Source organism: Flavobacterium sp. GW823-FHT06G12, assembly GCF_058794775.1.
In genome coordinates this window covers 591,606-611,736 of record NZ_JBXAHE010000004.1, presented here as the reverse complement: position 1 = coordinate 611,736, position 20,131 = coordinate 591,606, and the positions used below count along the sequence as shown (strand labels likewise).

The following is a 20,131-nucleotide window of genomic DNA, read 5'->3' as shown; positions in this document are numbered from 1 at the left end:
AATTCCAATTTTAAAACTGGAATTTGGATTTTTTTTATTCAAAGAAGAAATAACTTAAAGCCTTAGCATCTCAGAATCTTAGCAACTTTTATTTAGCATTGATAATATTGCTCAAGTTTTTCTTAAAAACAGCCTTATTTTGCGCTGTTAAAGAATAAACGACATCTTTATCCGCGTGAACTATTACTTTGTCTATATCGGCATTTAAAAGCGCTTGAGGATCTTTTATTTTTAAAGTGCAAGCTCCATCAAAAAAGCCATCATCTTCTATCGTTTTTCTGGCCTCTATTTTGGTGCCATCACTTAAAACTGCAGAAATCGTCATTTCACTATTTAATGTTTTCGAGTAAAATCCATCCATTACAAGCAAAAGACGATAGCTGTTTTTTAGTTCTGGCCCTTTAAATTCATGCCTCGTAATATTATAACGAAGACCTTTAGCTAGAGTTTGAAATTTTACAGAACAATCCAGCTCATAAGTAGCAACATCTCCCGCTTCATTTACTGAAGTAATAACTTTAGCGGCCTGTGCGTTTACAGAAAAACTCGCCACAAAAAACGACAACATAAATAAGACAACTTTCATATTTAACTATTTAAGATTCAATATAAAAGTAAAAAAAATCGCCTTTTATCATTAGAAAAAAGGCGATTTTAATTTTGTAAATATCTAAGGATTATTTATTTCCTTTTTCAAAGTCAGCTACAAACTGAGCTAAACCAATATCTGTCAATGGGTGTTTCAACAAACCGTAAATTGCAGAAAGTGGTCCAGTCATAACATCAGCACCAATTTTAGCACAGTTTACGATGTGCATTGTGTGACGTACAGAAGCCGCTAAAATTTGAGTTTCGTAACCGTAGTTATCATAAACTTCTCTAATTTCTTGAATCAAATTCAATCCATCCGTAGAAATATCATCTAAACGCCCAACGAATGGAGAAACAAAAGTTGCTCCAGCTTTTGCAGCCAAAAGTGCTTGTCCTACAGAGAAAACAAGAGTAACGTTAGTTTTAATTCCTTTATCAGAAAAATATTTTGCTGCCATAACACCTTCCTTAGTCATAGGAAGTTTTACAACAATCTGCTCATGTAATTCAGCTAACTCCTCACCTTCTTTAACCATACCTTCAAAGTCAAGAGCGTTAACTTCTGCACTTACATCACCATCAACAAGATTGCAAATGTCAACATAATGCTTAAGGATGTTGTTTTTTCCAGTAATTCCTTCTTTTGCCATTAATGACGGATTAGTTGTTACACCATCCAAAACACCTAAAGCTTGTGCTTCTTTAATTTGAGCTAAATTAGCTGTGTCTATAAAAAATTTCATAATTTGTTTAATTAAAAATGGTTTGTTCGTATTTATAAATTTCTTTTCAAATAAATTCTTTTAAAGAAATCTAGCTGCAAAATTACAAAATCAATACCAATAAAGATTTTAAAATTAAAACCATTTTAAAATTATATGTTAAAAATAAGTGTATATTTTACATTTTTCTATAGCTTATAATGATTCATAAGCATTTTCTCATACATTTTATCTGGAAGCGCACGTTTTAAAACAATCGAAAACTTCTGCATAAAAGCGCCTACTTTGTAATGAACGTTAGGTTTTTTAGTTTGAATGATTTTATAAACCGCTTCTGCCATTTCATTTGGATTGCTTCCTGCATCAACATGATCATTCATTGTCGCCAAAACATCTCCATATACTTTTTCGTAAGCCGAATCTTTAATTACTGGCGCGTGATAACGTCCTGCTGCAATATTGGTTGCAAAATCTCCTGGTGCAACATTTGTAATTTCGATACCAAAAGCTTTCACTTCCATTCTTAAAGCCTCTGTAATTAACTCTAAAGCTCCTTTCGACGCAGAATACACACTTCTGTACGGAAGCCCCATATAACCGGCTATCGACGTAATATTAATAATAAGTCCAGAGTTTTGTTTGCGCATTTGTGGCAATGCCACTTTCATAACTTCAATTGGCCCAAAAAAGTTAGTTTCAAAATTATTTCTAATTTCTTCTGTCGGAATTTCTTCTAAAGGTCCTGTAATTCCAACTCCAGCATTATTAATTACAATATCTAATCTCCCAGAAGTTGCAATAATTTTAGCTACCGCAGTTTTAATAGAGTCCGAATTTCGAACATCTAAAGCAACCAAAGGAAAAACTGAATTTAAAACTTTCTCAGGGTTTCTGCTTGTTCCGTACACAACAAAACCTTTCTGATGTAAAAATTCACCAATAGATTTTCCAATTCCTGATGATCCTCCGGTAATTAAAACGACTTTGCTCATTTTTTTTAGTTATAAGTTATAAATTATGAGTTATGAGTTTTGGAAAATGGTTTTATTTGAACAGTATACTTAATGCTCAAAATTTAACTTTCAACCAATGACATCTAACTTCAGATAAGGTCAAAAATAAAAAAATCCTCCTGAAAGGAAGATTGCAAACTAATTAAATTCTAAAAAAATGGCAAGCGACCTACATCGCACCGCTCAACCACGTACCCTTGCTATGTTCCCATCCTGGGGGAGTCTGCAGGAGCTGGTCGTGTAGGACTTGCCGGTGCAAATATACAACCTTTTTATATTTTTGCAAGACCTTTGCAGCAATAAAAATATCGTCGTATATTGCCTTATTCAAATTTTAAACTATGAAAAAATATAACTTCCTAGCTGTCATTTTATTAGGAATCACATTAATTGGATGTGGAGAAAAAAATAAAGGTGAAAATTCTTTATTTACCATCGATGATTCTGCTTTTCCAGCTCATCTTACCCAAAAAGAAGCGCTTAATATTGGAATTTTAAACCCAAAATCGAAAGAAATTGACAGCATTGCCTACTTCGTAAACGACAAAAGAGTTGGAGGTACAAAAGGTACTGAAAATTTTAGATTTGAATTAATAGATCAAAAATTAGGTTATCAATACCTAAAAGCTAAGGTCTATTTTGGTGGAGATTCTTCTGATGCCACTAAAAGAATTGAAGTAGTTTCAGACATTGAGCCTAAATTATTAAAATATAAAATTGTAAATACTTTTCCTCATGACACTACAGCTTTCACAGAAGGTTTAGAGTTTCATGATGGAAGGCTTTTTGAGAGTACAGGACAAAAAGGTGATTCTTACTTTAGAGAGGTAGATTACAAAACAGGAAAAGTAATCAAACAAGTTGATCTTCCGAAAGAATATTTTGGAGAAGGAATTACTTTCTTTGGCGGCAAAATATACCAGCTGACTTGGCAGGAAAAAACAGGTTACATCTATGACGCTAAGACTTTTAAATTAGAAAAAACATTTAAATACGATAAAGATATAGAAGGTTGGGGAATGACGCACGATGACAAATACATCTATCATTCTGACGGAACCGAGAAAATCTGGAAAATGGATCCTGCAACTCAAAAATTAATTGATTATATCAATGTATATTCTGGAAGTTCAAAAATTAAAGCGATTAACGAACTTGAATTAATTGACGGTAAATTTTACGCAAATGTTTGGCAGAAAGATGCAATTGCAGTTGTAAATCCAGAATCTGGAGCAGTTGAAAAAATCCTAAATCTTTCAGATTTGCGTAAATCATTAAAAGCTAAAAATGCCGAAGTTTTAAATGGTATTGCATACAATCCTGCAACTAAAACTATTTTCGTTACTGGTAAATATTGGGATAAAATGTTCGAAATAACAGTTTCTGAATAATCTTTAGAGAAAAACAATTTTACGAATTTCACAAGTTTTCACATATTAATCCGTGAAAATTTGTGAAATTTGTGTTTTATAACAATTCTTACTAATGATCACTTTAATCAAAAATATACAAGAGTTACTACAAGTTCGCGAAACTTCTATTGCTAAAGTTTCGGGTTCTCAAATGGCAGAACTACCAACAATTAAAAATGCTTTTTTAGTTTTAAAAGACAATTTAATTGAAGACTTCGGTTCAATGGATAATCTCCCAAAAATAAATGCTGACAAAACAATTGATGCAACAGGAAAAGTTGTTCTTCCGTCTTGGTGCGACAGCCACACTCATATTGTTTATGCAGGAAACCGCGAACAGGAATTTGTAGATCGCATCAACGGGCTTTCTTATGAAGAAATCGCCAATCGCGGCGGCGGAATTCTTAATTCGGCTAAGAAACTAAATGATTCTTCTGAAGAAGAAATTTATGAACAATCTAAAATCCGTTTAGAAGAAGTAATGCATTTAGGAACTGGTGCCGTAGAAATAAAATCTGGCTACGGATTGACAGTTGATGGAGAATTAAAAATGCTTCGTGTAATTCAAAAACTAGCAGAAAATTATCCCATTGCAATTAAAGCGACATTTCTAGGTGCACATGCTTTTCCTTTACATTACAAAGATGATAAAGCGGGTTATCTGGACGAGATTATTAACGAAATGCTACCAGAAATTTCCAAAAATAAACTTGCAGATTATGTCGATGTTTTCTGCGAAAGCGGCTATTTTTCTGTTGAAGAAACCGAAAAAATAATGGAAGCAGGTTTAGCTTTTGGTTTAAAACCAAAAATACATGTCAACCAATTTAATTCTATTGGCGGAATCCAAGCTGGAGTTAAATTTAACGCCCTTTCTGTGGATCATCTTGAAGTGATGAATCCAGAAGATATTCAAGCACTAAAAGATACAGAAACAATGCCTGTAGCTTTACCTTCTTGCTCTTATTTTTTAAGCATTCCGTACACACCAGCGCGCGAAATGATAAAAGCTGGACTTCCTTTAGCATTGGCAACAGATTTTAATCCTGGTTCTACTCCATCAGGAAATATGAATTTTGTTGTTGCAACAGCTTGCATCAAAATGAAAATGACACCAGAAGAAGCTATTAATGCAGCTACAATAAACGGCGCTTACGCAATGGGACTTTCAGAAACTCACGGAAGCATTACAAAAGGCAAGAAAGCCAATTTGATCGTAACAAAACCAATTTCTTCTTATTATCAGATTCCTTATGCATTTGGAAGCAATCTTATTGAATCTGTTTTTGTTGAGGGTCAAATTATATAACCCTTCTCTTTTAATTAAAATCTCAAGTTTTATTCCATAAAAAAAGGTCTGTGAAAATCACAGACCTTTAATATCTAAGTGGTATTTTTCCCTTCGGCAGAATTATCTTAAACTGAAACTAGTTTTAGAAACTAACTCATCATTATCAAAAACATTGATAAAATAAGTTCCTTTAGCAAAATCTTTTCCTGGTAAATCTTCACTAACTTGAACAGTTTTATTTTCATATTTTACTGTAGTTTTGAAGCTATAAGTTAATGTATTGTCTCCAAAGTTTTCTGTTTTCTTTTCGCCTAAAACATTGTTTTTAGCATCGATAACTTGAACATAATACGTTTTATCTCCAGATTTTGCAATTTGATTTTCAGCAATTGTAAAACTAACTTTCAACATATCAGCACGGCTTGCTTTATCTGTTTCGATTTGTTTCCCAGAGCTTTTCAATTTGTAAGCTGAAGTTTTTGTATTTAATACAGATAATTTAGAACCTTTTTCTACAGTTTTAGCTAATTCTTCGTTTTGACCAACTAATACTTCGTTATATTTTTTAGATTCTCCTAAAACTACAATAGTACTATCTCTTTGAGTAGTTAAAACACCATTTTGTTTTTTCAACTCATCATTTTCAGCAACTAAAGTTTTCATTTTGCTTTGCATTGCTTGAACTTGAGATCTGTATTTAGAAACATCTCCTTTAGATTTGTTCAAATCATCCATTAAAGCAACCACTTTGTCTCTCTCTTGAATTAATTCGTCAGACATAGAAGTGTTTTCAGCAATAGCAGCATCATAAGTCGCTTTTAACTCCTGTAAATCTTTCATTACAGATTCTTTTTCAGTCAAGGTTGTTGTAAGTTCAGTTTTAACCACCTCTGTATCAGAAGATAATTTAAAAATATACACTAAGCTACCGATCAGTAGGACTGCTAAAACCGCGATTACCGCCTTTAGACTTGAATTGTTGTTCTTTGGGTTTTCCATATTTAAATAATTTTCTTTAATAACAAATTTAAGAATTAATATAAGGTAATAACGTAAGTTTCTACAATTATATTATTTTTGGAAAATAAATTTTTTTCATGGAAAAATTAATCCCATTCACTATAAATGATTTAGCAAAAATCACAAATCACAGAAGTGGTGAAATAAAGTTCGGAGAAAAAATGATTGTCATTCCGCCAGGAATTGATAAGATTAATTTTATTAAAGAAAGTGAAGCTAAATATGTGCTTTTAGGAATTCCTGAAGATATTGGTGTTCGTGCCAATTACGGAAGACCTGGAGCTGCATCTGCATGGCAATGCGCTATAAAAAGCATTGCAAACATTCAGCACAATCGTTTTGCTAAAGGAAGCAATATTATTATTCTAGGACATATCAATGTTGCTGACGAAATGCGTGAGGTTGAAAACTTAGATTTTAACGACATTGACGACCGTTCCAAATTAAGCCAGCTAGTTGAAAAAATAGACAAAGAAGTTTCTCATATTATTTTTACTATAATTAAAGCCGGAAAAACACCAATCATTATTGGCGGAGGCCATAATAATGCTTACGGAAATATTAAAGGCGCTGCACTTGCAAAAGGAAAACCTGTAAATGCCATTAATTTTGATGCGCATTCTGATTTTAGAATTTTAGAAGGCCGTCACAGCGGAAATGGATTTTCATACGCTTACGAAGAAGGTTTTTTAAAGAAATATTTCATTTTTGGTCTGCACGAGAATTACACGTCAAAAAGTGTTTTAGATATTATTAAAAAATTGGAAGACCGCGTTCGTTACAATACTTACGACAGTGTCAACATTAGAAAAGAAAAAGACTTTAATCGTGAAATGATTACAGCTTTGGATTTTATTAAAAATGATGCTTTCGGAATTGAAATTGACTTAGATGCCATTCCGAATATCGCCAGTAGCGCCATGACAATCAGCGGATTTTCTGTTGAAGAATTAAGGCAATTTGTTTCTTTCTTTGGAGAACATAAAAATGCCACATATTTGCATATCTGTGAGGGTGCGCCAGATTTAGACAATTCTCCAAACAATAATTTAATTGGCAAATTAATTGGTTATTTGGTAACCGATTTTATCAAAGCTAACATAGAACCTGCTTGATTTTAAATATTCTATTTGATTATGCTATAAGGCCTCTTTGCCAAATAAAAGCAAATTCAAACAAACGATTGAACGAATAAACATATCTTTGCACAGCATTTTAGTAATTAAAACTAAAATACTAAATACCAAAGATATGTTATTCGAAGATCTATCACTTTCAAAAAGTATACAAAAAGCCGTATTTGAAGAAGGCTATTTAAATCCGACTCCTATTCAGGAAAAATCAATTCCTATTGTTTTAGAAGGTCGTGATTTAATTGGCTGTGCGCAGACAGGAACAGGAAAAACGGCAGCTTTTGCTATTCCAATTATACATCAACTACACCGAATTGTCGGTTCATCAAAAAAAGCAAAAGTAATTCGCGCCCTTGTAGTTACACCTACTCGCGAACTTGCTGTGCAAATTGGACAAAGTTTTGATACTTACGCAAAATATACCAACTTAACGCAACTGACTATTTTTGGAGGAGTTTCTCAGAATCCACAAGTTGATGCTTTAAAAAACGGAGTTGATATATTAATTGCTACTCCAGGACGTTTGCTTGACCTTCATAAACAAGGTTTTCTTGATTTAAATCATTTGCACACTTTAGTGTTAGACGAAGCCGATCAGATGTTAGATATGGGGTTTGTTAACGATGTCAAAAAAATCGTAAAACTAACTCCAAAAAACAGACAAACTTTACTTTTCTCTGCAACTATGCCAATTGCAATTCGCGAATTGGCAGAAATGTTTCTTCAAGATCCAGCACAAGTAGAAGTTTCTCCCGTTTCATCTACTGCAGAAAATGTAGAACAGCGTGTTTATTTTGTAGATAAAACAGAAAAAAGAAACTTGCTTTATACTTTAATCAAAGAAGAGAATTTATCTAATGTTCTTGTGTTTTCACGTACAAAACACGGTGCAGATAATGTTGTAAAAGCGCTTCGCAAAAAAGATATTCCCGCAGAAGCGATTCACGGAGACAAATCTCAAAATGCAAGACAAAGAGTTCTAGACGCTTTTAAAAATAAAGAAGTTGGAGTTCTAGTTGCAACAGATATTGCTGCAAGAGGAATTGATATCGAACAGCTTCCTTATGTAATCAATTTTGATTTGCCTAATATTCCTGAAACTTATGTTCACCGTATTGGCCGTACTGGTCGCGCTGGAAACGGCGGAATTGCGATTTCTTTTTGTGGAAAAGATGAACTTCCGTACTGGAAAGACATTCAGAAATTAATTAAGGTTGATGTAAAAACAATTGCAGATCATCCGTATCAATGGCATTCTGGAAGTCCAGAAGCTGGAGAAAAGCCTAAAAGCTCCAACAGAAGCGGTGGCGCTCATAAATCGAGAAAATCAAATAATGCTAAGAAAAATAAAAAACGCTGGTACTAAACAGCGTTTTTTTCGTTTATCAAGAAATTGATTATTTTGAATAATTTAACTGGCTCAAAAGGTTTAATTATAATATCGTTCATTCCAGACGAAATTGCTTCATCTGTAATTTCATCTTTATCAAAAGCTGTTAAAGCTACAATTGGGGTTTCTATTCCTTGAAGACGTATTCTTTTCGTAGTTTCAAATCCGTTCATTAAAGGCATATTGATATCCATTAAAATCAAATCAAAAGTTTCGTCTTCTAAAATTTTAAGCGCAGCAAAACCATCGTCAACAACTTTACAAGCATAATTATTTTTTTCAATAATCTTTTTGGTAACAAGCTGATTAATCAAATTGTCTTCAACGACTAAAATTTTATAAACTTCGCTCGAAGTTAAATCCACTTCAATCTCATCAATGATACTTTTTGTTTTAGCCAAATCGTGCTCAAAAGCAATTGTAAACGAAAATGAAGTTCCTTTTCCTAAATCACTATCCAAAGTAATACTGCTTCCAAAAAGACCTAAAAGCCTTTTAACAATACTAAGTCCTAAACCTGTACCTTGATAATCTTCATCTTTTCGGCCAACTTGAACAAACTTTTCAAAAATCTTGTTCTGATCTACAACCGCGATTCCAATTCCGTTGTCTTTTATCAAGAAATCCAAATAATGGAGCTTCCCTTCTACCTTATTTAGTTTTATGATAATTTCAACTTGCCCGTCTTTAGTAAATTTCAACGCATTGCTAACCAAGTTCATTAAAATCTGAGCCAGACGCAATTTATCTCCAATTAAATATTCTGGAATATGTGGATCAATATCGATAGAAATGCTATTATTATTTTTCTGCGAAAGAAAAGAAAGTGAATTCTTGATTACCGTAATTTCGTCAGAAATATTAAAGGTCAGGTTTTCCAGAACGATTTTGTTTTCTTCAATTTTATTGATCTGCAAAATATCATTTACAAGCGACAGCAAATATCTAGCAGAAAACTTTAGAGAACTTAAATGCTGACTTCTCGAAATTTCTTTATGCTCTTCTAGCAGCATATTTGTAATTCCGACAACTCCATAAAGCGGCGTTCTTAATTCGTGGCTTATCGTCGATATAAATTGAGTTTTAAGCAAAGAGGCTTCTTCTGCAATTTCTTTAGCTTTAAGAAGCTCTAAATTGTGTTTTTTCTTATATCTGATGTTCTTTACTAGAGTAACAATTAAAATTAGAAGAATTAGCGAAATCAAAATAAAAAGAATTACAATGATTTTTGATTTTCTTAAACTCTGAGATTGCTCTACTTTTTCTCCTTCAACTTTATCAATCTGCCTTTTATATTCATCCAACTCAAGACTTAAACCGGCTTGAGATGCTCTTTTAAGCTTTTTAACATCATACAAGTTATCCGAAAGATTATAATGATTAACCAGAGCGCCGTAAGCTTCTTTGTGTTTATTGATTTTATTTAAAAAATGAGAATATTCTAAATAAGCATGCGCCAGATCTGATTTTTCTTGACATTTTTTTCCTGCTTCAATAGCACTTAAAAAATAGGCATTGGCAGCCTTATCATCCTTTATATGACTAGAATAAATACCGTTCAGCATATCAACAATAACTTCTGTCGATCCGTCGTTGTACTTTAATTTAGTGCTGTTAACATATTTTAAAAAAAGATGTCCTTGATTGAAATTTCCAATATCAAAATAAGCCCAAGCAATATTGACATTAGTAAAATAAACTTCCTTTAAATCATTAATTTTCAAAGCAAAAGCGACCGCTTTCTTATAATTTCGAATCCCTTCATCGAATTGCTTCTTTTCAAAACAATACATATTCCCTAAATTATTATAGAGAAGGCATTTTATAGAATCATTATTGGTTTTGTTAGCGTAGTACAGACCTTTCTTATAGAAAAAAATAGCTTTATCAAACTCTGTTAATTCGTTATAATTGGCCGCAATAATATTATAGGAACGAGCAATAAGACAATAATCTTTTATTGCTGTTGCGGCGTTTAAGGCTGCTCTGGAATAAATGAGTGATTTTTCGAAATTAGCTTCCCTAAAATTCAAAAGCGCTTCTTTTACAGTCTTATCAATTTTAGGATCGAGATTACAATGAGATTGCGCAATTGCCGAATTGGCAAAGCAATTCAGAACCAAGAATAATAGTAAAAAAATCCGTTTTTGGGGCATTAATCGGCTAATTTGATCAAATATACACTTTAAAATAAAAAAAAGCTGCATTTCATAAAAAAATACAGCTTTTCAAATATTATTTCAATAACTAAGATAAAAAAATTAAAATCTCAGTTGTTTTTATTATTCTTTATTGTCTTCCCATTGTCCTACAACAGAAGTTGCCAATGCATTTCCTAATACATTTGTTGCGCTTCTAAACATATCGCAGAAGTGATCAATTGGAAGAATTAATGCAATTCCTTCAATCGGAATATCAAACATACCACATGTTGCAGCAACTACAACCAAACTTGCACGTGGCACACCTGCAATACCTTTACTAGTAAGCATTAAAACTAAAAGCATCGCCATTTGTGTTCCTAAATCTAAATGTACATTATAGAACTGAGCAATAAAGATACTTGCAAAAGTCATGTACATCATACTTCCGTCAAGGTTAAATGAATATCCAAGCGGCAACATAAAAGAAACAATTTTATCTTTTACCCCAAAAGCTTCTAACTCTTCTGTTAATTTAGGAAATACAGCTTCACTACTTGTTGTACCAAAAGCGATTGCCAAAGGTCCTGTAATACGTCTTAACAATTCTGTCATTCTACCTTTAAGGAAAATATATCCTATTAAGATTAAAATTATCCAAAGCGTACTGATACCAATTAAAAATGAACCGAAAAACTTAAAGTAAGTAATAACCAATTCTTCAGCATCTCGAATCGCGAACACGCCTGCAATGGCTCCAAAAACTCCAATTGGAGCAAACTTCATTACATAGTTTACCATTTTCAAAACGATATGCGACAGTTTATCAAAAGCACCAATGATTGGTTTTACAGTTTCTCCTAAAGAAGCTGCTGCCAATCCGAAGAAAATAGAAAAAACTACAATCTGAAGGATTTCATTAGTTGCCATTGCTTCAACAATACTTTTTGGCACAATATGCTCAACAAAATTGTCAAAAGATAGATTTTGTGTTTTACCAGTAACTTCAGAAGCTGCTGCCATATCAACGTGTTCTAGTTTTAAACCAACACCTGGCTGCAAAACATTTACGTAAAACAATCCGATCAAAAGAGAAATAAATGAAGCTGTAAAAAACCACCCAATAGCTTTTCCTCCAATTCTTCCAACGGTTTTAATATCTCCTAATTTTGCAATTCCTACTACCAAAGTGGTAAAAACTAATGGAGAAATAATCATTTGCACCAAACGAATAAAGATCGTTGCTAGCATTTTGATTTTGCCACTAAATAACTGTGCCGCTTCTGGCGAAATAGTGTTGTGCAATATAATGCCTAAAACGGCTCCTAGAACCATCGCAATTATAATTTGCCCTGTTAATCCCGAAAGAAATGATTGTTTTTTAGTTTCTGTAACTTCTTGCATTAAATTATTTTTTAATTATTAAAATATAAGACCCTCACTGTCTTACCTTTTATTAATATGTTTTGTTGATTAAATAAAAATCTGCCAAAACAATTGCTGCCATCGCTTCTACGATTGGCACTGCGCGAGGCACTACACACGGATCATGACGTCCTTTTCCTGTCATTGGTGTAATGTTACCTTTATTATCTAAAGAATCTTGAGTCTGCATAATAGTTGCAACTGGCTTGAATGCTACTCTGAAATAAATATCCATTCCGTTGCTTATACCGCCTTGAATTCCGCCTGATAGATTTGTTTTTGTAGTTCCGTCAGGATTGTATAAATCGTTATGTTCACTTCCTTTCATTTCAGAACCAGAGAAACCGCTTCCGTATTCAAAACCTTTTACTGCATTAATAGAAAGCATTGCTTTTCCTAATTCTGCATGAAGCTTATCAAATACAGGTTCTCCTAAACCAACAGGAACATTTTGAATTACACAAGTTACAACACCTCCGACAGTGTCTCCTTGTTTACGGATATCACGAATATATTCTTCCATAATCGCTGCAGATTTTTCATCTGGACAACGAACAGGGTTGCTTTCAATTTTAGAAAAATCCAATTCCTGATAAGGTGTATCTAAATGAATTGGCCCAACAGAAGAAACATAAGCATTGATTTTAATTTCAGGCAACATTTGTTTTGCAATTGCACCTGCCACTACTCTACTTGCTGTTTCTCTTGCAGAACTTCTTCCGCCACCACGATAATCACGTAAACCGTATTTCTGATCATAAACATAATCAGCATGGCTTGGTCTATAATTATCTTTTATATGAGAGTAATCGTCTGATTTTTGATTGGTATTTGGAATAATGAAACCAATTGGAGTTCCAGTTGTTTTTCCTTCAAATATTCCTGATAAGAATTGAACGCTGTCTGGTTCTTTTCTTTGTGTAACAATTGCTGACTGACCTGGTTTTCTTCTAGCCATATCTACTTCAATTGCTTCAAAATCTAATTGTATTCCTGGAGGGCATCCATCAATAATTCCGCCTAAAGCTTCACCATGAGATTCCCCAAATGTAGTTACTTTATATAGTGTGCCGAAGCTGTTTCCTGCCATTGTGTTTTGTTTTGAGCAAATGTAAGTTTTATGAATTAAATTAAAAAATTTAAAACTGGTATTATTAACGAAACATTAAATGGGATAAAAATCACAATTTGGTAAAATTACCCACTTTTTGATAACCTTTTAATAAAATCAATCTTCACAAATTTTTATTCATTTGTAAAACTTCAAATCAAGAAAAATTGAAAAAAAGAAATGTCGAATTGGTCATCCTTTCTGATGTCCATTTAGGAACTTACGGAAGTCACGCCAAAGAATTAAACAACTATCTTTCAAGCATTAAACCCAAAACTTTAGTCTTAAATGGCGATATAATTGATGCTTGGCAGTTTCGTAAATCGTATTTTCCAAAAGCGCATTTACGAGTTATTCAGCGCATAATCGGAATGGCTTCTAAAGGAACAAAAGTTTACTATATTACTGGAAATCACGATGAGATACTTAGAAAATTCAGTGATATGAATATGGGAAATTTTGCTCTTGTTGATAAATTAGTTTTAGAATTAGATGATAAAAAAGCTTGGATTTTCCACGGAGATGTCTTTGACGCTTCTGTTCAGCATTCAAAATGGATTGCAAAGTTGGGCGGATTAGGTTATGATTATTTAATTTTAATGAATCGATTTGCTAACTGGTGTCTGGCAAAACTAGGACGCGAGCCTTATTCTTTTTCGAAAAAAATAAAAGCAAGCGTTAAAAAAGCAGTGAAATTTATTTCTGATTTTGAAACCACTGCAACAGATCTAGCCATTGAAAAAAACTACGATTATGTAATTTGCGGACATATTCATGAACCAAAAATCATAACCAAAGAAAACAAACATGGTTCTACTTTATACCTGAATTCTGGCGACTGGGTAGAAAATTTAACTGCGTTGGAATACCATAAAAAACGCTGGAAACTGTTTTCTTATAAAGCTAGTAATTTTGCTGAAGAAGAAAATCTTTTAGAAATGGAAGATCTTCTCACTTCTCAGCTAATTTCTTCGATAATACTAAAATAGGGCTCTCAGAAACAGTTTTTTAAGAATTTTAACGCTTCAAATTTCTAAAAATGTAAATTATATAACAATTTTCAAAAATATTATACGTTCTCTATCTGACTGTAATAATACATTTGAAAAAAATTAATTAACCATTTTTATGAAAAAGATACTTTTATCTGCCATTATGCTTCTTGGTTTAGCATTTACGGCTCAATCACAAGAAATTTCGAAAAACGCATTAGGATTACGTCTTGGGGACAATAACGGATTTGGAGGAGAAATATCGTACCAATTAGGATTAAACCAAAAGAACAGACTTGAGTTCGATTTAGGTTGGAGAAATAGTAGAGACGTCGACGCTGTAAAAGGAGTGGCACTTTACCAATGGGTTTGGAACATTGACGGAGGCTTTAACTGGTACGCTGGTGTCGGTGGAGGTTTAGCTTCTTGGAATTACGATTACTACAATAACAACTACAAATATAAAGATAGCGGAACTTACGTTTTTGCTGCTGGAGATATCGGTATCGAATATAGATTTAAAGAAGTGCCGATTACTTTGTCTTTAGACGCAAGACCTGAAATTGGTTCTGGATATTATGATGATGATAATTTTGGATTTGACGTTGGTTTAGGCGTTAAATTCAGATTCTAATTAAAATAAAAAATAATTGTAAGAAGAAACCTGTCGCTTTTAAACGACAGGTTTTTTTTATGTTTTTAAAAGAATTTTTTAAAAAAAAAGCTTCGACTCCGCTCAGCCTTACAAACTTTGAAATCGCTTTCTAAAAACAATCAATGTCAGGCTGAGCGGAGTCGAAGCTAAGTTTAATTTAATTTTATTTAATAATAATTTCTTTCTTAGAATGAATTTTCACCACTGTATAAGGATATGAAATAACCTGCATCGTCATTGCATCTTTTGCTGGACTATTTTCTTTTACCGTAATAATGATATTCTTATCTGTTTCTTCTACTTTCTCAACATCAATAGAATAACCGCTTGTATTTTTTTCACCCATATTCAAAATTACATAGTTGTAATCTTGAACATCTGGATCTTTCATCTTATGAGCCAAATTTGGATCATTTTCAAGCATTTTGATTTCATTGGGCTCAGTCAAAATTTCGAAGAATTTAATATTTCCACCGCCGTCCGATTGTTTTGTCAAAACTTCATACAATGCTGCATTTGAACTTTCCACTTTTTTTACTCCACACGAAATCAAAACAAAAATCGCTAAAACAGAAATTACTTTTTTCATTTTATCCTTTTAAATTAGTGCTTTTCATACTTGTAATCATCAATTGCTTTCTGATATAAAGCCTCATATTTAGGCAGAATATTTTTGATGTCAAATTTTCTTGCTACTTCAAGAGCATTTGCTTTAAATTGACTCAAGACCGCATCGTCTTTTAAAATTTTTAACGCGTTTTCGGCCATTTCTTCAACATTTCCAACATTGCTTAAATACCCCGAAAAACCATCAAAATTAACCTCAGGCAAACCTCCAGAATTACTAGAAATCACAGGAACACCGCATGCCATCGCTTCCAATGCTGCCAAACCAAAACTTTCAGTTTCTGAAGGCAGTAAAAACAAATCAGTCATGCATAAGATTTTATCAATTTCGTGGCTATTTCCAAAGAAAATCACTTTATCTAAAATCCCCAATTCTTGACATAGAATTTCAGCTTTTTCTTTTTCAGGTCCATCACCAACCATCATTAATTTAGCCGGAATTTCTTTCTGAATATTATAGAAAATCTTAATAATATCTGGAATTCGTTTAACCTTTCTAAAATTACTAATGTGGGTAATAATACGTTCATTCTCATTTGCCATTACATAACGATGACAAGGTGCACTTGGGTCTTTTTTAACTTTATCTAATTCGATAAAATTCGGAATCACTTTGATTTTATTCTTGATTTTAAATAATTTCAGAGTATCATCTTTCAAACTCTGAGAAACCGAAGTCACATAATCTGATTTATTGATGCTAAACGTTACCGCTGGTTTATAAAATGGATGATTTCCAACAAGTGTAATATCTGTTCCGTGAAGCGTTGTAATCATCGGAAGATTAATTCCTTCGTTTTTCAGCATTTGTTTTGCCATATACCCCGCATAAGCATGAGGAATAGCATAATGCACATGCAAAAGTTCTATTTTGTACAACTTAACCATATCGACCAATTTGCTCGATAACGCTAATTCATAAGGCTGATAATGAAACAATGGATATTCCGGAACATTTACTTCGTGGTAATGAACATTCGGATTTAAAAGTGCCAATCTAACTGGCTGACTGTATGTGATAAAATGTATTTCGTGTCCTCTTCTGGCTAACTCGAGACCTAACTCGGTGGCTACTACACCACTACCTCCAAAAGTAGGATAACAAACTATTGCTATTTTCATGGATAAAATTTAATTCTACGAAAATACTCAAAAATAGCGTTTAATTAACCGTTTAAATTGTTAGATTTTTGACAAAATTAGATTAACTCTGGTTGATAAATATTTTTTAGAAGCAGAACAATATCGGTCAAAACAACATTAGTCCCGCTGTCCGCTAAATTCCCGATCAACAAAAACTACGGCTGAAAAAGCCTTGTTTTTCTAAATCGGGAGATACCGCTCCCATCGGGGCTAGATTAGACGTTTTTGCTTTCATAAGAACCTTTCTTGCCTACTTGCCAAAGTTTAAAACCAAGATTGTAAGAAACATTAGTATTACACAAAATAACCACAATCATTGTCATTTCGACTAAGGAGAAATCTCAACAAGTAGCTCCGCAACGAAAAACCAATCTTTGTCGAGCTTCTAACGGAGATTTCTCCTTCGTCGAAATGACAAAAATGCGCAAACCGACTTTATAATTCATCCCTTACAAAAGTTCTTTAAGCAACGAAACCCGACAGGTTTTAAAAACCTGTCGGGTCTAATTCACAAACAGCATTACCCAACTTTGACAAAGTTCGTTACACAACTAAAGCTAACAGGTTTTAAACTTGAAACCATAAAAAAAAGGCACAAAATCTAAATTTCATGCCTTTTAAATATATTTTAAACACTCTTAAAAAAACCTGCTGTGCCAACTATCAGCTGCAGGAACTTCCCAAGACTCATTGAATTCCTCTATATTGTTTACCAAGTTATTGAAAACAATTGTATTCTCAGAAACTGATTTATCTTTTACCATTTTCTTGAAATCAATTAATGGTTTATGTGCAATATGTTCGCCTAGTTTAAAAGTAACATTCATTTTGTCCAATAAATCAACATTGTACTTTTTCTCTAAACTTTGAATAAATTCAACAGAACTATCTATAGAACAACCTGTAGCAGCTTGTACATCTTGATTTACTGCCAATATTATAAATCGGTTATATTTCAATAAAAACGAAGCTTCTAGACTTGTGCCGTGTGCAGCCCATTGTTCTACAAAAGCTTTTAAATCTGTTTCGATTTCAGAAAACTCTTCCTCAGAAAATTTTCTGTTCGATTGGTAAATCCAGACTCTAGATTCACCTGGTAAATTTTCAAAAGGTATATACATTTTAATTTTTGTTTTATTTTGTTTCAGGTTTCAAGTTAAAAACTTAGAATCTTAGAACCTTAACCTCTTTTTTTTATAAATCCTGTGCATTCGCTATTAATTCAGCGATATCCAAAACTTTAACCTGCCCTTCCTTTTCTTGATGTTTAATTCCGTCCGTCAACATCGTATTGCAGAATGGACAACCCGCTGCAATGATATCTGGTTTTACTTCTAATGCATCTTCCGTACGAAGAACGTTTACTTCTTTGTTTCCAGGTTCTGCATCTTTAAACATTTGTGCTCCTCCTGCTCCACAGCATAAACCGTTTGCTTTAGAACGTTTCATTTCGACTAATTCAACGTCTAATTTCTGAATTAAATCTCTAGGCGCCTCATACACTTTATTGGCTCTTCCTAAATAACAAGGGTCATGGAAAGTGATTTTCTTCCCTTTAAACTGTCCACCTTCAACAGTCAACCGTCCATCATCAATTAATGATTTCAAAAATTCTGTATGATGAATAACTTCGTAGTTTCCTCCTAATTCAGGATATTCATTTTTTAACGTATTAAAACAGTGCGGACAAGCCGTAACAATCTTTTTAGCTTCATAAGCATTCAAAACCTCGATATTCATCATGGCCTGCATTTGAAACAAAAATTCATTTCCAGCTCTTTTTGCAGGATCTCCAGTACAACTCTCTTCTGTACCTAAAACTGCAAAAGAAACATTAGTACGGTTTAAAATACGTACAAACGCTTTAGTAATTTTTTTTGCTCTATCATCAAAACTTCCTGCGCAACCTACCCAAAACAAAACCTCTGGTTGTTTTCCTTCGGCAAGCATTTCTGCCATTGTTGGTACTACTAAATTTTCTGACATTTCTCTCACTTTTGTTTAATCGGTTAATCGTGAAATTGTTTAATTGCTAAAAGCAGCATGACAATTCTATAAAAACCGAAATATTATTTTAAAATCGATCAAACGGTTAAACAACTAACCGATTAAACAATAAATCTTAATTCTCGTTTTTCCAATTTAAACGGTCTTGCTGGCTATATTGCCATGGTGCACCGTTATTTTCAATGTTAGTCATCATTGCGTTTAATGACATTGGAGCAGCACTTTGTTCCATAACCAAGTAACGACGCATATCCATAATAATAGATAACGGACTAATATTTACAGGGCATTCTTCAACGCAAGCATTACAAGAGGTACAAGCCCATAATTCTTCTGGAGTAATATAATCGTTTAGAAGTGATTTATTATCTGGAACAAACACACCTTTATTGGCATCGATATTTTTACCAACTTCTGTTAAACGATCTCTTGTATCCATCATAATTTTACGTGGAGACAATTTTTTACCCGTTTGATTTGCTGGACAAGACGAAGTACAACGTCCGCATTCTGTACATGTATAAGCATTTAATAACTGAACCCAGTTTAAATCCTGAACATCGCTTGCACCAAATTTACTCGGAGCCGCGTTTTCATCAACCGGAGCTGCCGCAAACGGATCAGCATTTGGATCCATCATTAATTTCACCTCTTTTGTCACAGAAGCTAAATTATCAAATTGCCCTTCTGGTTTTAAGTTTGCAAAATACGTATTCGGGAAAGCCAAAAGAATATGCAAGTGTTTTGAAAAGTATAAATAGTTCATAAAAACTAAAATACCAACAATATGCAACCACCAAAAAACTTCAAACAATAACCCAACAACTTCGTTAGATGTACCATTAAAAATTGGAGCAATAAACTGGCTTATTGGGTAACTTCCTGCTTTATGAAAATGAGAATATCCACCTGGAACATTCTGCAAATGCAAATCTGAGGCATTCATCAATAAAAACAGAATCATTAAAACTGTCTCAAAATACAGAATGTAATTGGCATCACTTTTCGGAAATCCGTTCAAGTCTGAATTAATAAAACGCTTTAAGCGAATTACATTTCTTCTAATCCAAAACGTTACTACAGCAATAATTACAAGTATTGCCAAAATTTCAAATGAAGCAATTAAAACGTCATAAACCACGCCTAAATAGGGTGCAAAAACTCTATGAGTTCCAAAAAGTCCATCAATAATGATTTCAAGTAATTCAATATTGATAATTATAAAACCTACATATACAAAGATATGCAGTATTCCAGCAACAGGGCGTCTCACCATTTTTGATTGCCCAAGAGCAATCAAGGCCATGTTTTTCCAACGAGCTTTAGGATTATCTTTTCGATCTACATCGACTCCCAAATTAATATTTCGGATGATTTTTTTTACGCTCGCTGCAAAAAAACCGAAACCTACTATAAGAAGTACTGCGAATAAAATATTATCTAAATAACTCATTTATA

At 33.1% G+C, this 20,131-nt stretch carries 18 protein-coding genes and 1 other RNA gene; 6 read left to right on the top strand and 13 right to left on the bottom strand.

Annotated features, from left to right (window positions below; genetic code table 11):
* Positions 1-88 precede the first annotated feature (88 nt).
* The 4 genes from AC1Q5Z_RS18285 to ffs form a co-directional block, all read right to left on the bottom strand.
* Positions 89-586, bottom strand: a complete 498-nt coding sequence (locus AC1Q5Z_RS18285; RefSeq protein WP_278020995.1) for a hypothetical protein — start codon at positions 584-586, stop codon at positions 89-91.
* A gap of 91 nt (positions 587-677) precedes the next feature.
* Positions 678-1,334 (bottom strand): fructose-6-phosphate aldolase, encoded by a 657-nt coding sequence (gene fsa / locus AC1Q5Z_RS18280; RefSeq protein WP_198856298.1) that lies wholly within the window; start codon positions 1,332-1,334, stop codon positions 678-680.
* A 167-nt stretch (positions 1,335-1,501) separates the two neighbouring features.
* Entirely contained in the window at positions 1,502-2,305 is an 804-nt protein-coding gene (locus tag AC1Q5Z_RS18275; protein ID WP_343589023.1) for an SDR family oxidoreductase, read from the bottom strand.
* 176 nt (positions 2,306-2,481) lie between these two features.
* Positions 2,482-2,579: signal recognition particle sRNA small type (gene ffs / locus AC1Q5Z_RS18270), an RNA gene on the bottom strand.
* Positions 2,580-2,667: 88 nt separating this feature from the next.
* Here ffs and AC1Q5Z_RS18265 point away from each other — a divergent pair.
* Together AC1Q5Z_RS18265 and hutI are read left to right on the top strand one after the other, a co-directional pair.
* Entirely contained in the window at positions 2,668-3,717 is a 1,050-nt protein-coding gene (locus AC1Q5Z_RS18265) for a glutaminyl-peptide cyclotransferase (RefSeq protein WP_198856300.1), read from the top strand.
* 94 nt (positions 3,718-3,811) lie between these two features.
* The gene (gene hutI / locus AC1Q5Z_RS18260) at positions 3,812-5,047 is read left to right on the top strand and encodes an imidazolonepropionase (RefSeq protein WP_492446261.1); all 1,236 of its coding nucleotides are present in this window, start codon (positions 3,812-3,814) and stop codon (positions 5,045-5,047) included.
* Between the two features lie 102 nt (positions 5,048-5,149).
* Here hutI and AC1Q5Z_RS18255 read toward each other — a convergent pair whose 3' ends face one another.
* A complete protein-coding gene (locus AC1Q5Z_RS18255; RefSeq protein ID WP_198856302.1) occupies positions 5,150-6,028 on the bottom strand; it encodes a DUF8428 domain-containing protein in 879 nt (292 codons plus the stop codon).
* Positions 6,029-6,126: 98 nt separating this feature from the next.
* Between AC1Q5Z_RS18255 and AC1Q5Z_RS18250 the strand changes: the two genes are divergently transcribed.
* Together AC1Q5Z_RS18250 and AC1Q5Z_RS18245 are read left to right on the top strand one after the other, a co-directional pair.
* Positions 6,127-7,164, top strand: coding sequence for a formimidoylglutamase (locus AC1Q5Z_RS18250; RefSeq protein ID WP_343589026.1), 1,038 nt, complete (start codon positions 6,127-6,129; stop codon positions 7,162-7,164).
* A 136-nt stretch (positions 7,165-7,300) separates the two neighbouring features.
* Entirely contained in the window at positions 7,301-8,548 is a 1,248-nt protein-coding gene (locus AC1Q5Z_RS18245) for a DEAD/DEAH box helicase (RefSeq protein WP_198856304.1), read from the top strand.
* Here the strand turns inward: AC1Q5Z_RS18245 and AC1Q5Z_RS18240 are convergent.
* The 3 genes from AC1Q5Z_RS18240 to aroC form a co-directional block, all read right to left on the bottom strand.
* Positions 8,545-10,728, bottom strand: a complete 2,184-nt coding sequence (locus AC1Q5Z_RS18240) for a response regulator (protein ID WP_198856305.1) — start codon at positions 10,726-10,728, stop codon at positions 8,545-8,547. The two genes, AC1Q5Z_RS18245 and AC1Q5Z_RS18240, sit on opposite strands and share 4 nt — an antisense overlap.
* Positions 10,729-10,854: 126 nt before the next feature.
* On the bottom strand, positions 10,855-12,117 hold the full coding sequence (locus AC1Q5Z_RS18235) for a dicarboxylate/amino acid:cation symporter (RefSeq protein ID WP_343589027.1): 1,263 nt from the start codon (positions 12,115-12,117) through the stop codon (positions 10,855-10,857).
* A gap of 52 nt (positions 12,118-12,169) precedes the next feature.
* Positions 12,170-13,228 carry a chorismate synthase gene (aroC, locus tag AC1Q5Z_RS18230; RefSeq protein WP_111285244.1) on the bottom strand — a complete coding sequence of 353 codons (1,059 nt, stop codon included), beginning with the start codon at positions 13,226-13,228 and terminating at the stop codon, positions 12,170-12,172.
* Between the two features lie 188 nt (positions 13,229-13,416).
* On the opposite strand from aroC, the gene AC1Q5Z_RS18225 reads away from it, so the two are divergent.
* Positions 13,417-14,238, top strand: a complete 822-nt coding sequence (locus AC1Q5Z_RS18225; protein ID WP_343589028.1) for a UDP-2,3-diacylglucosamine diphosphatase — start codon at positions 13,417-13,419, stop codon at positions 14,236-14,238.
* Between the two features lie 139 nt (positions 14,239-14,377).
* On the top strand, positions 14,378-14,875 hold the full coding sequence (locus AC1Q5Z_RS18220) for a hypothetical protein (RefSeq protein WP_198856308.1): 498 nt from the start codon (positions 14,378-14,380) through the stop codon (positions 14,873-14,875).
* A gap of 184 nt (positions 14,876-15,059) precedes the next feature.
* Here AC1Q5Z_RS18220 and AC1Q5Z_RS18215 read toward each other — a convergent pair whose 3' ends face one another.
* The 5 genes from AC1Q5Z_RS18215 to AC1Q5Z_RS18195 all read right to left on the bottom strand — a co-directional run bounded on the left by AC1Q5Z_RS18215 (position 15,060) and on the right by AC1Q5Z_RS18195 (position 20,126).
* A complete protein-coding gene (locus AC1Q5Z_RS18215) occupies positions 15,060-15,485 on the bottom strand; it encodes a protease complex subunit PrcB family protein (protein ID WP_278020989.1) in 426 nt (141 codons plus the stop codon).
* A gap of 14 nt (positions 15,486-15,499) precedes the next feature.
* Positions 15,500-16,645, bottom strand: a complete 1,146-nt coding sequence (bshA, locus tag AC1Q5Z_RS18210; RefSeq protein ID WP_198856310.1) for an N-acetyl-alpha-D-glucosaminyl L-malate synthase BshA — start codon at positions 16,643-16,645, stop codon at positions 15,500-15,502.
* A gap of 659 nt (positions 16,646-17,304) precedes the next feature.
* A complete protein-coding gene (locus tag AC1Q5Z_RS18205; protein ID WP_057116491.1) occupies positions 17,305-17,787 on the bottom strand; it encodes a hypothetical protein in 483 nt (160 codons plus the stop codon).
* 73 nt (positions 17,788-17,860) lie between these two features.
* Entirely contained in the window at positions 17,861-18,652 is a 792-nt protein-coding gene (locus tag AC1Q5Z_RS18200; protein WP_095930505.1) for a (Fe-S)-binding protein, read from the bottom strand.
* A 136-nt stretch (positions 18,653-18,788) separates the two neighbouring features.
* Positions 18,789-20,126: a 4Fe-4S dicluster domain-containing protein gene (locus AC1Q5Z_RS18195; protein ID WP_198856313.1), complete on the bottom strand. Its 1,338-nt coding sequence runs from the start codon at positions 20,124-20,126 to the stop codon at positions 18,789-18,791.
* Between the last annotated feature and the right edge of the window lie 5 nt (positions 20,127-20,131).

Coding starts and splice junctions, on each gene's coding strand:
- AC1Q5Z_RS18195 (WP_198856313.1), bottom strand. CDS start 20,126: ATGAGTTATTTAGATAATATTTTATTCGCAGTACTTCTTATAGTAGGT.
- bshA (WP_198856310.1), bottom strand. CDS start 16,645: ATGAAAATAGCAATAGTTTGTTATCCTACTTTTGGAGGTAGTGGTGTA.
- AC1Q5Z_RS18205 (WP_057116491.1), bottom strand. CDS start 17,787: ATGTATATACCTTTTGAAAATTTACCAGGTGAATCTAGAGTCTGGATT.
- AC1Q5Z_RS18275 (WP_343589023.1), bottom strand. CDS start 2,305: ATGAGCAAAGTCGTTTTAATTACCGGAGGATCATCAGGAATTGGAAAA.
- AC1Q5Z_RS18285 (WP_278020995.1), bottom strand. CDS start 586: ATGAAAGTTGTCTTATTTATGTTGTCGTTTTTTGTGGCGAGTTTTTCT.
- fsa (WP_198856298.1), bottom strand. CDS start 1,334: ATGAAATTTTTTATAGACACAGCTAATTTAGCTCAAATTAAAGAAGCA.
- AC1Q5Z_RS18220 (WP_198856308.1), top strand. CDS start 14,378: ATGAAAAAGATACTTTTATCTGCCATTATGCTTCTTGGTTTAGCATTT.
- AC1Q5Z_RS18215 (WP_278020989.1), bottom strand. CDS start 15,485: ATGAAAAAAGTAATTTCTGTTTTAGCGATTTTTGTTTTGATTTCGTGT.
- AC1Q5Z_RS18235 (WP_343589027.1), bottom strand. CDS start 12,117: ATGCAAGAAGTTACAGAAACTAAAAAACAATCATTTCTTTCGGGATTA.
- AC1Q5Z_RS18200 (WP_095930505.1), bottom strand. CDS start 18,652: ATGTCAGAAAATTTAGTAGTACCAACAATGGCAGAAATGCTTGCCGAA.
- AC1Q5Z_RS18255 (WP_198856302.1), bottom strand. CDS start 6,028: ATGGAAAACCCAAAGAACAACAATTCAAGTCTAAAGGCGGTAATCGCG.
- aroC (WP_111285244.1), bottom strand. CDS start 13,228: ATGGCAGGAAACAGCTTCGGCACACTATATAAAGTAACTACATTTGGG.
- hutI (WP_492446261.1), top strand. CDS start 3,812: ATGATCACTTTAATCAAAAATATACAAGAGTTACTACAAGTTCGCGAA.
- AC1Q5Z_RS18245 (WP_198856304.1), top strand. CDS start 7,301: ATGTTATTCGAAGATCTATCACTTTCAAAAAGTATACAAAAAGCCGTA.
- AC1Q5Z_RS18250 (WP_343589026.1), top strand. CDS start 6,127: ATGGAAAAATTAATCCCATTCACTATAAATGATTTAGCAAAAATCACA.
- AC1Q5Z_RS18265 (WP_198856300.1), top strand. CDS start 2,668: ATGAAAAAATATAACTTCCTAGCTGTCATTTTATTAGGAATCACATTA.
- AC1Q5Z_RS18240 (WP_198856305.1), bottom strand. CDS start 10,728: ATGCCCCAAAAACGGATTTTTTTACTATTATTCTTGGTTCTGAATTGC.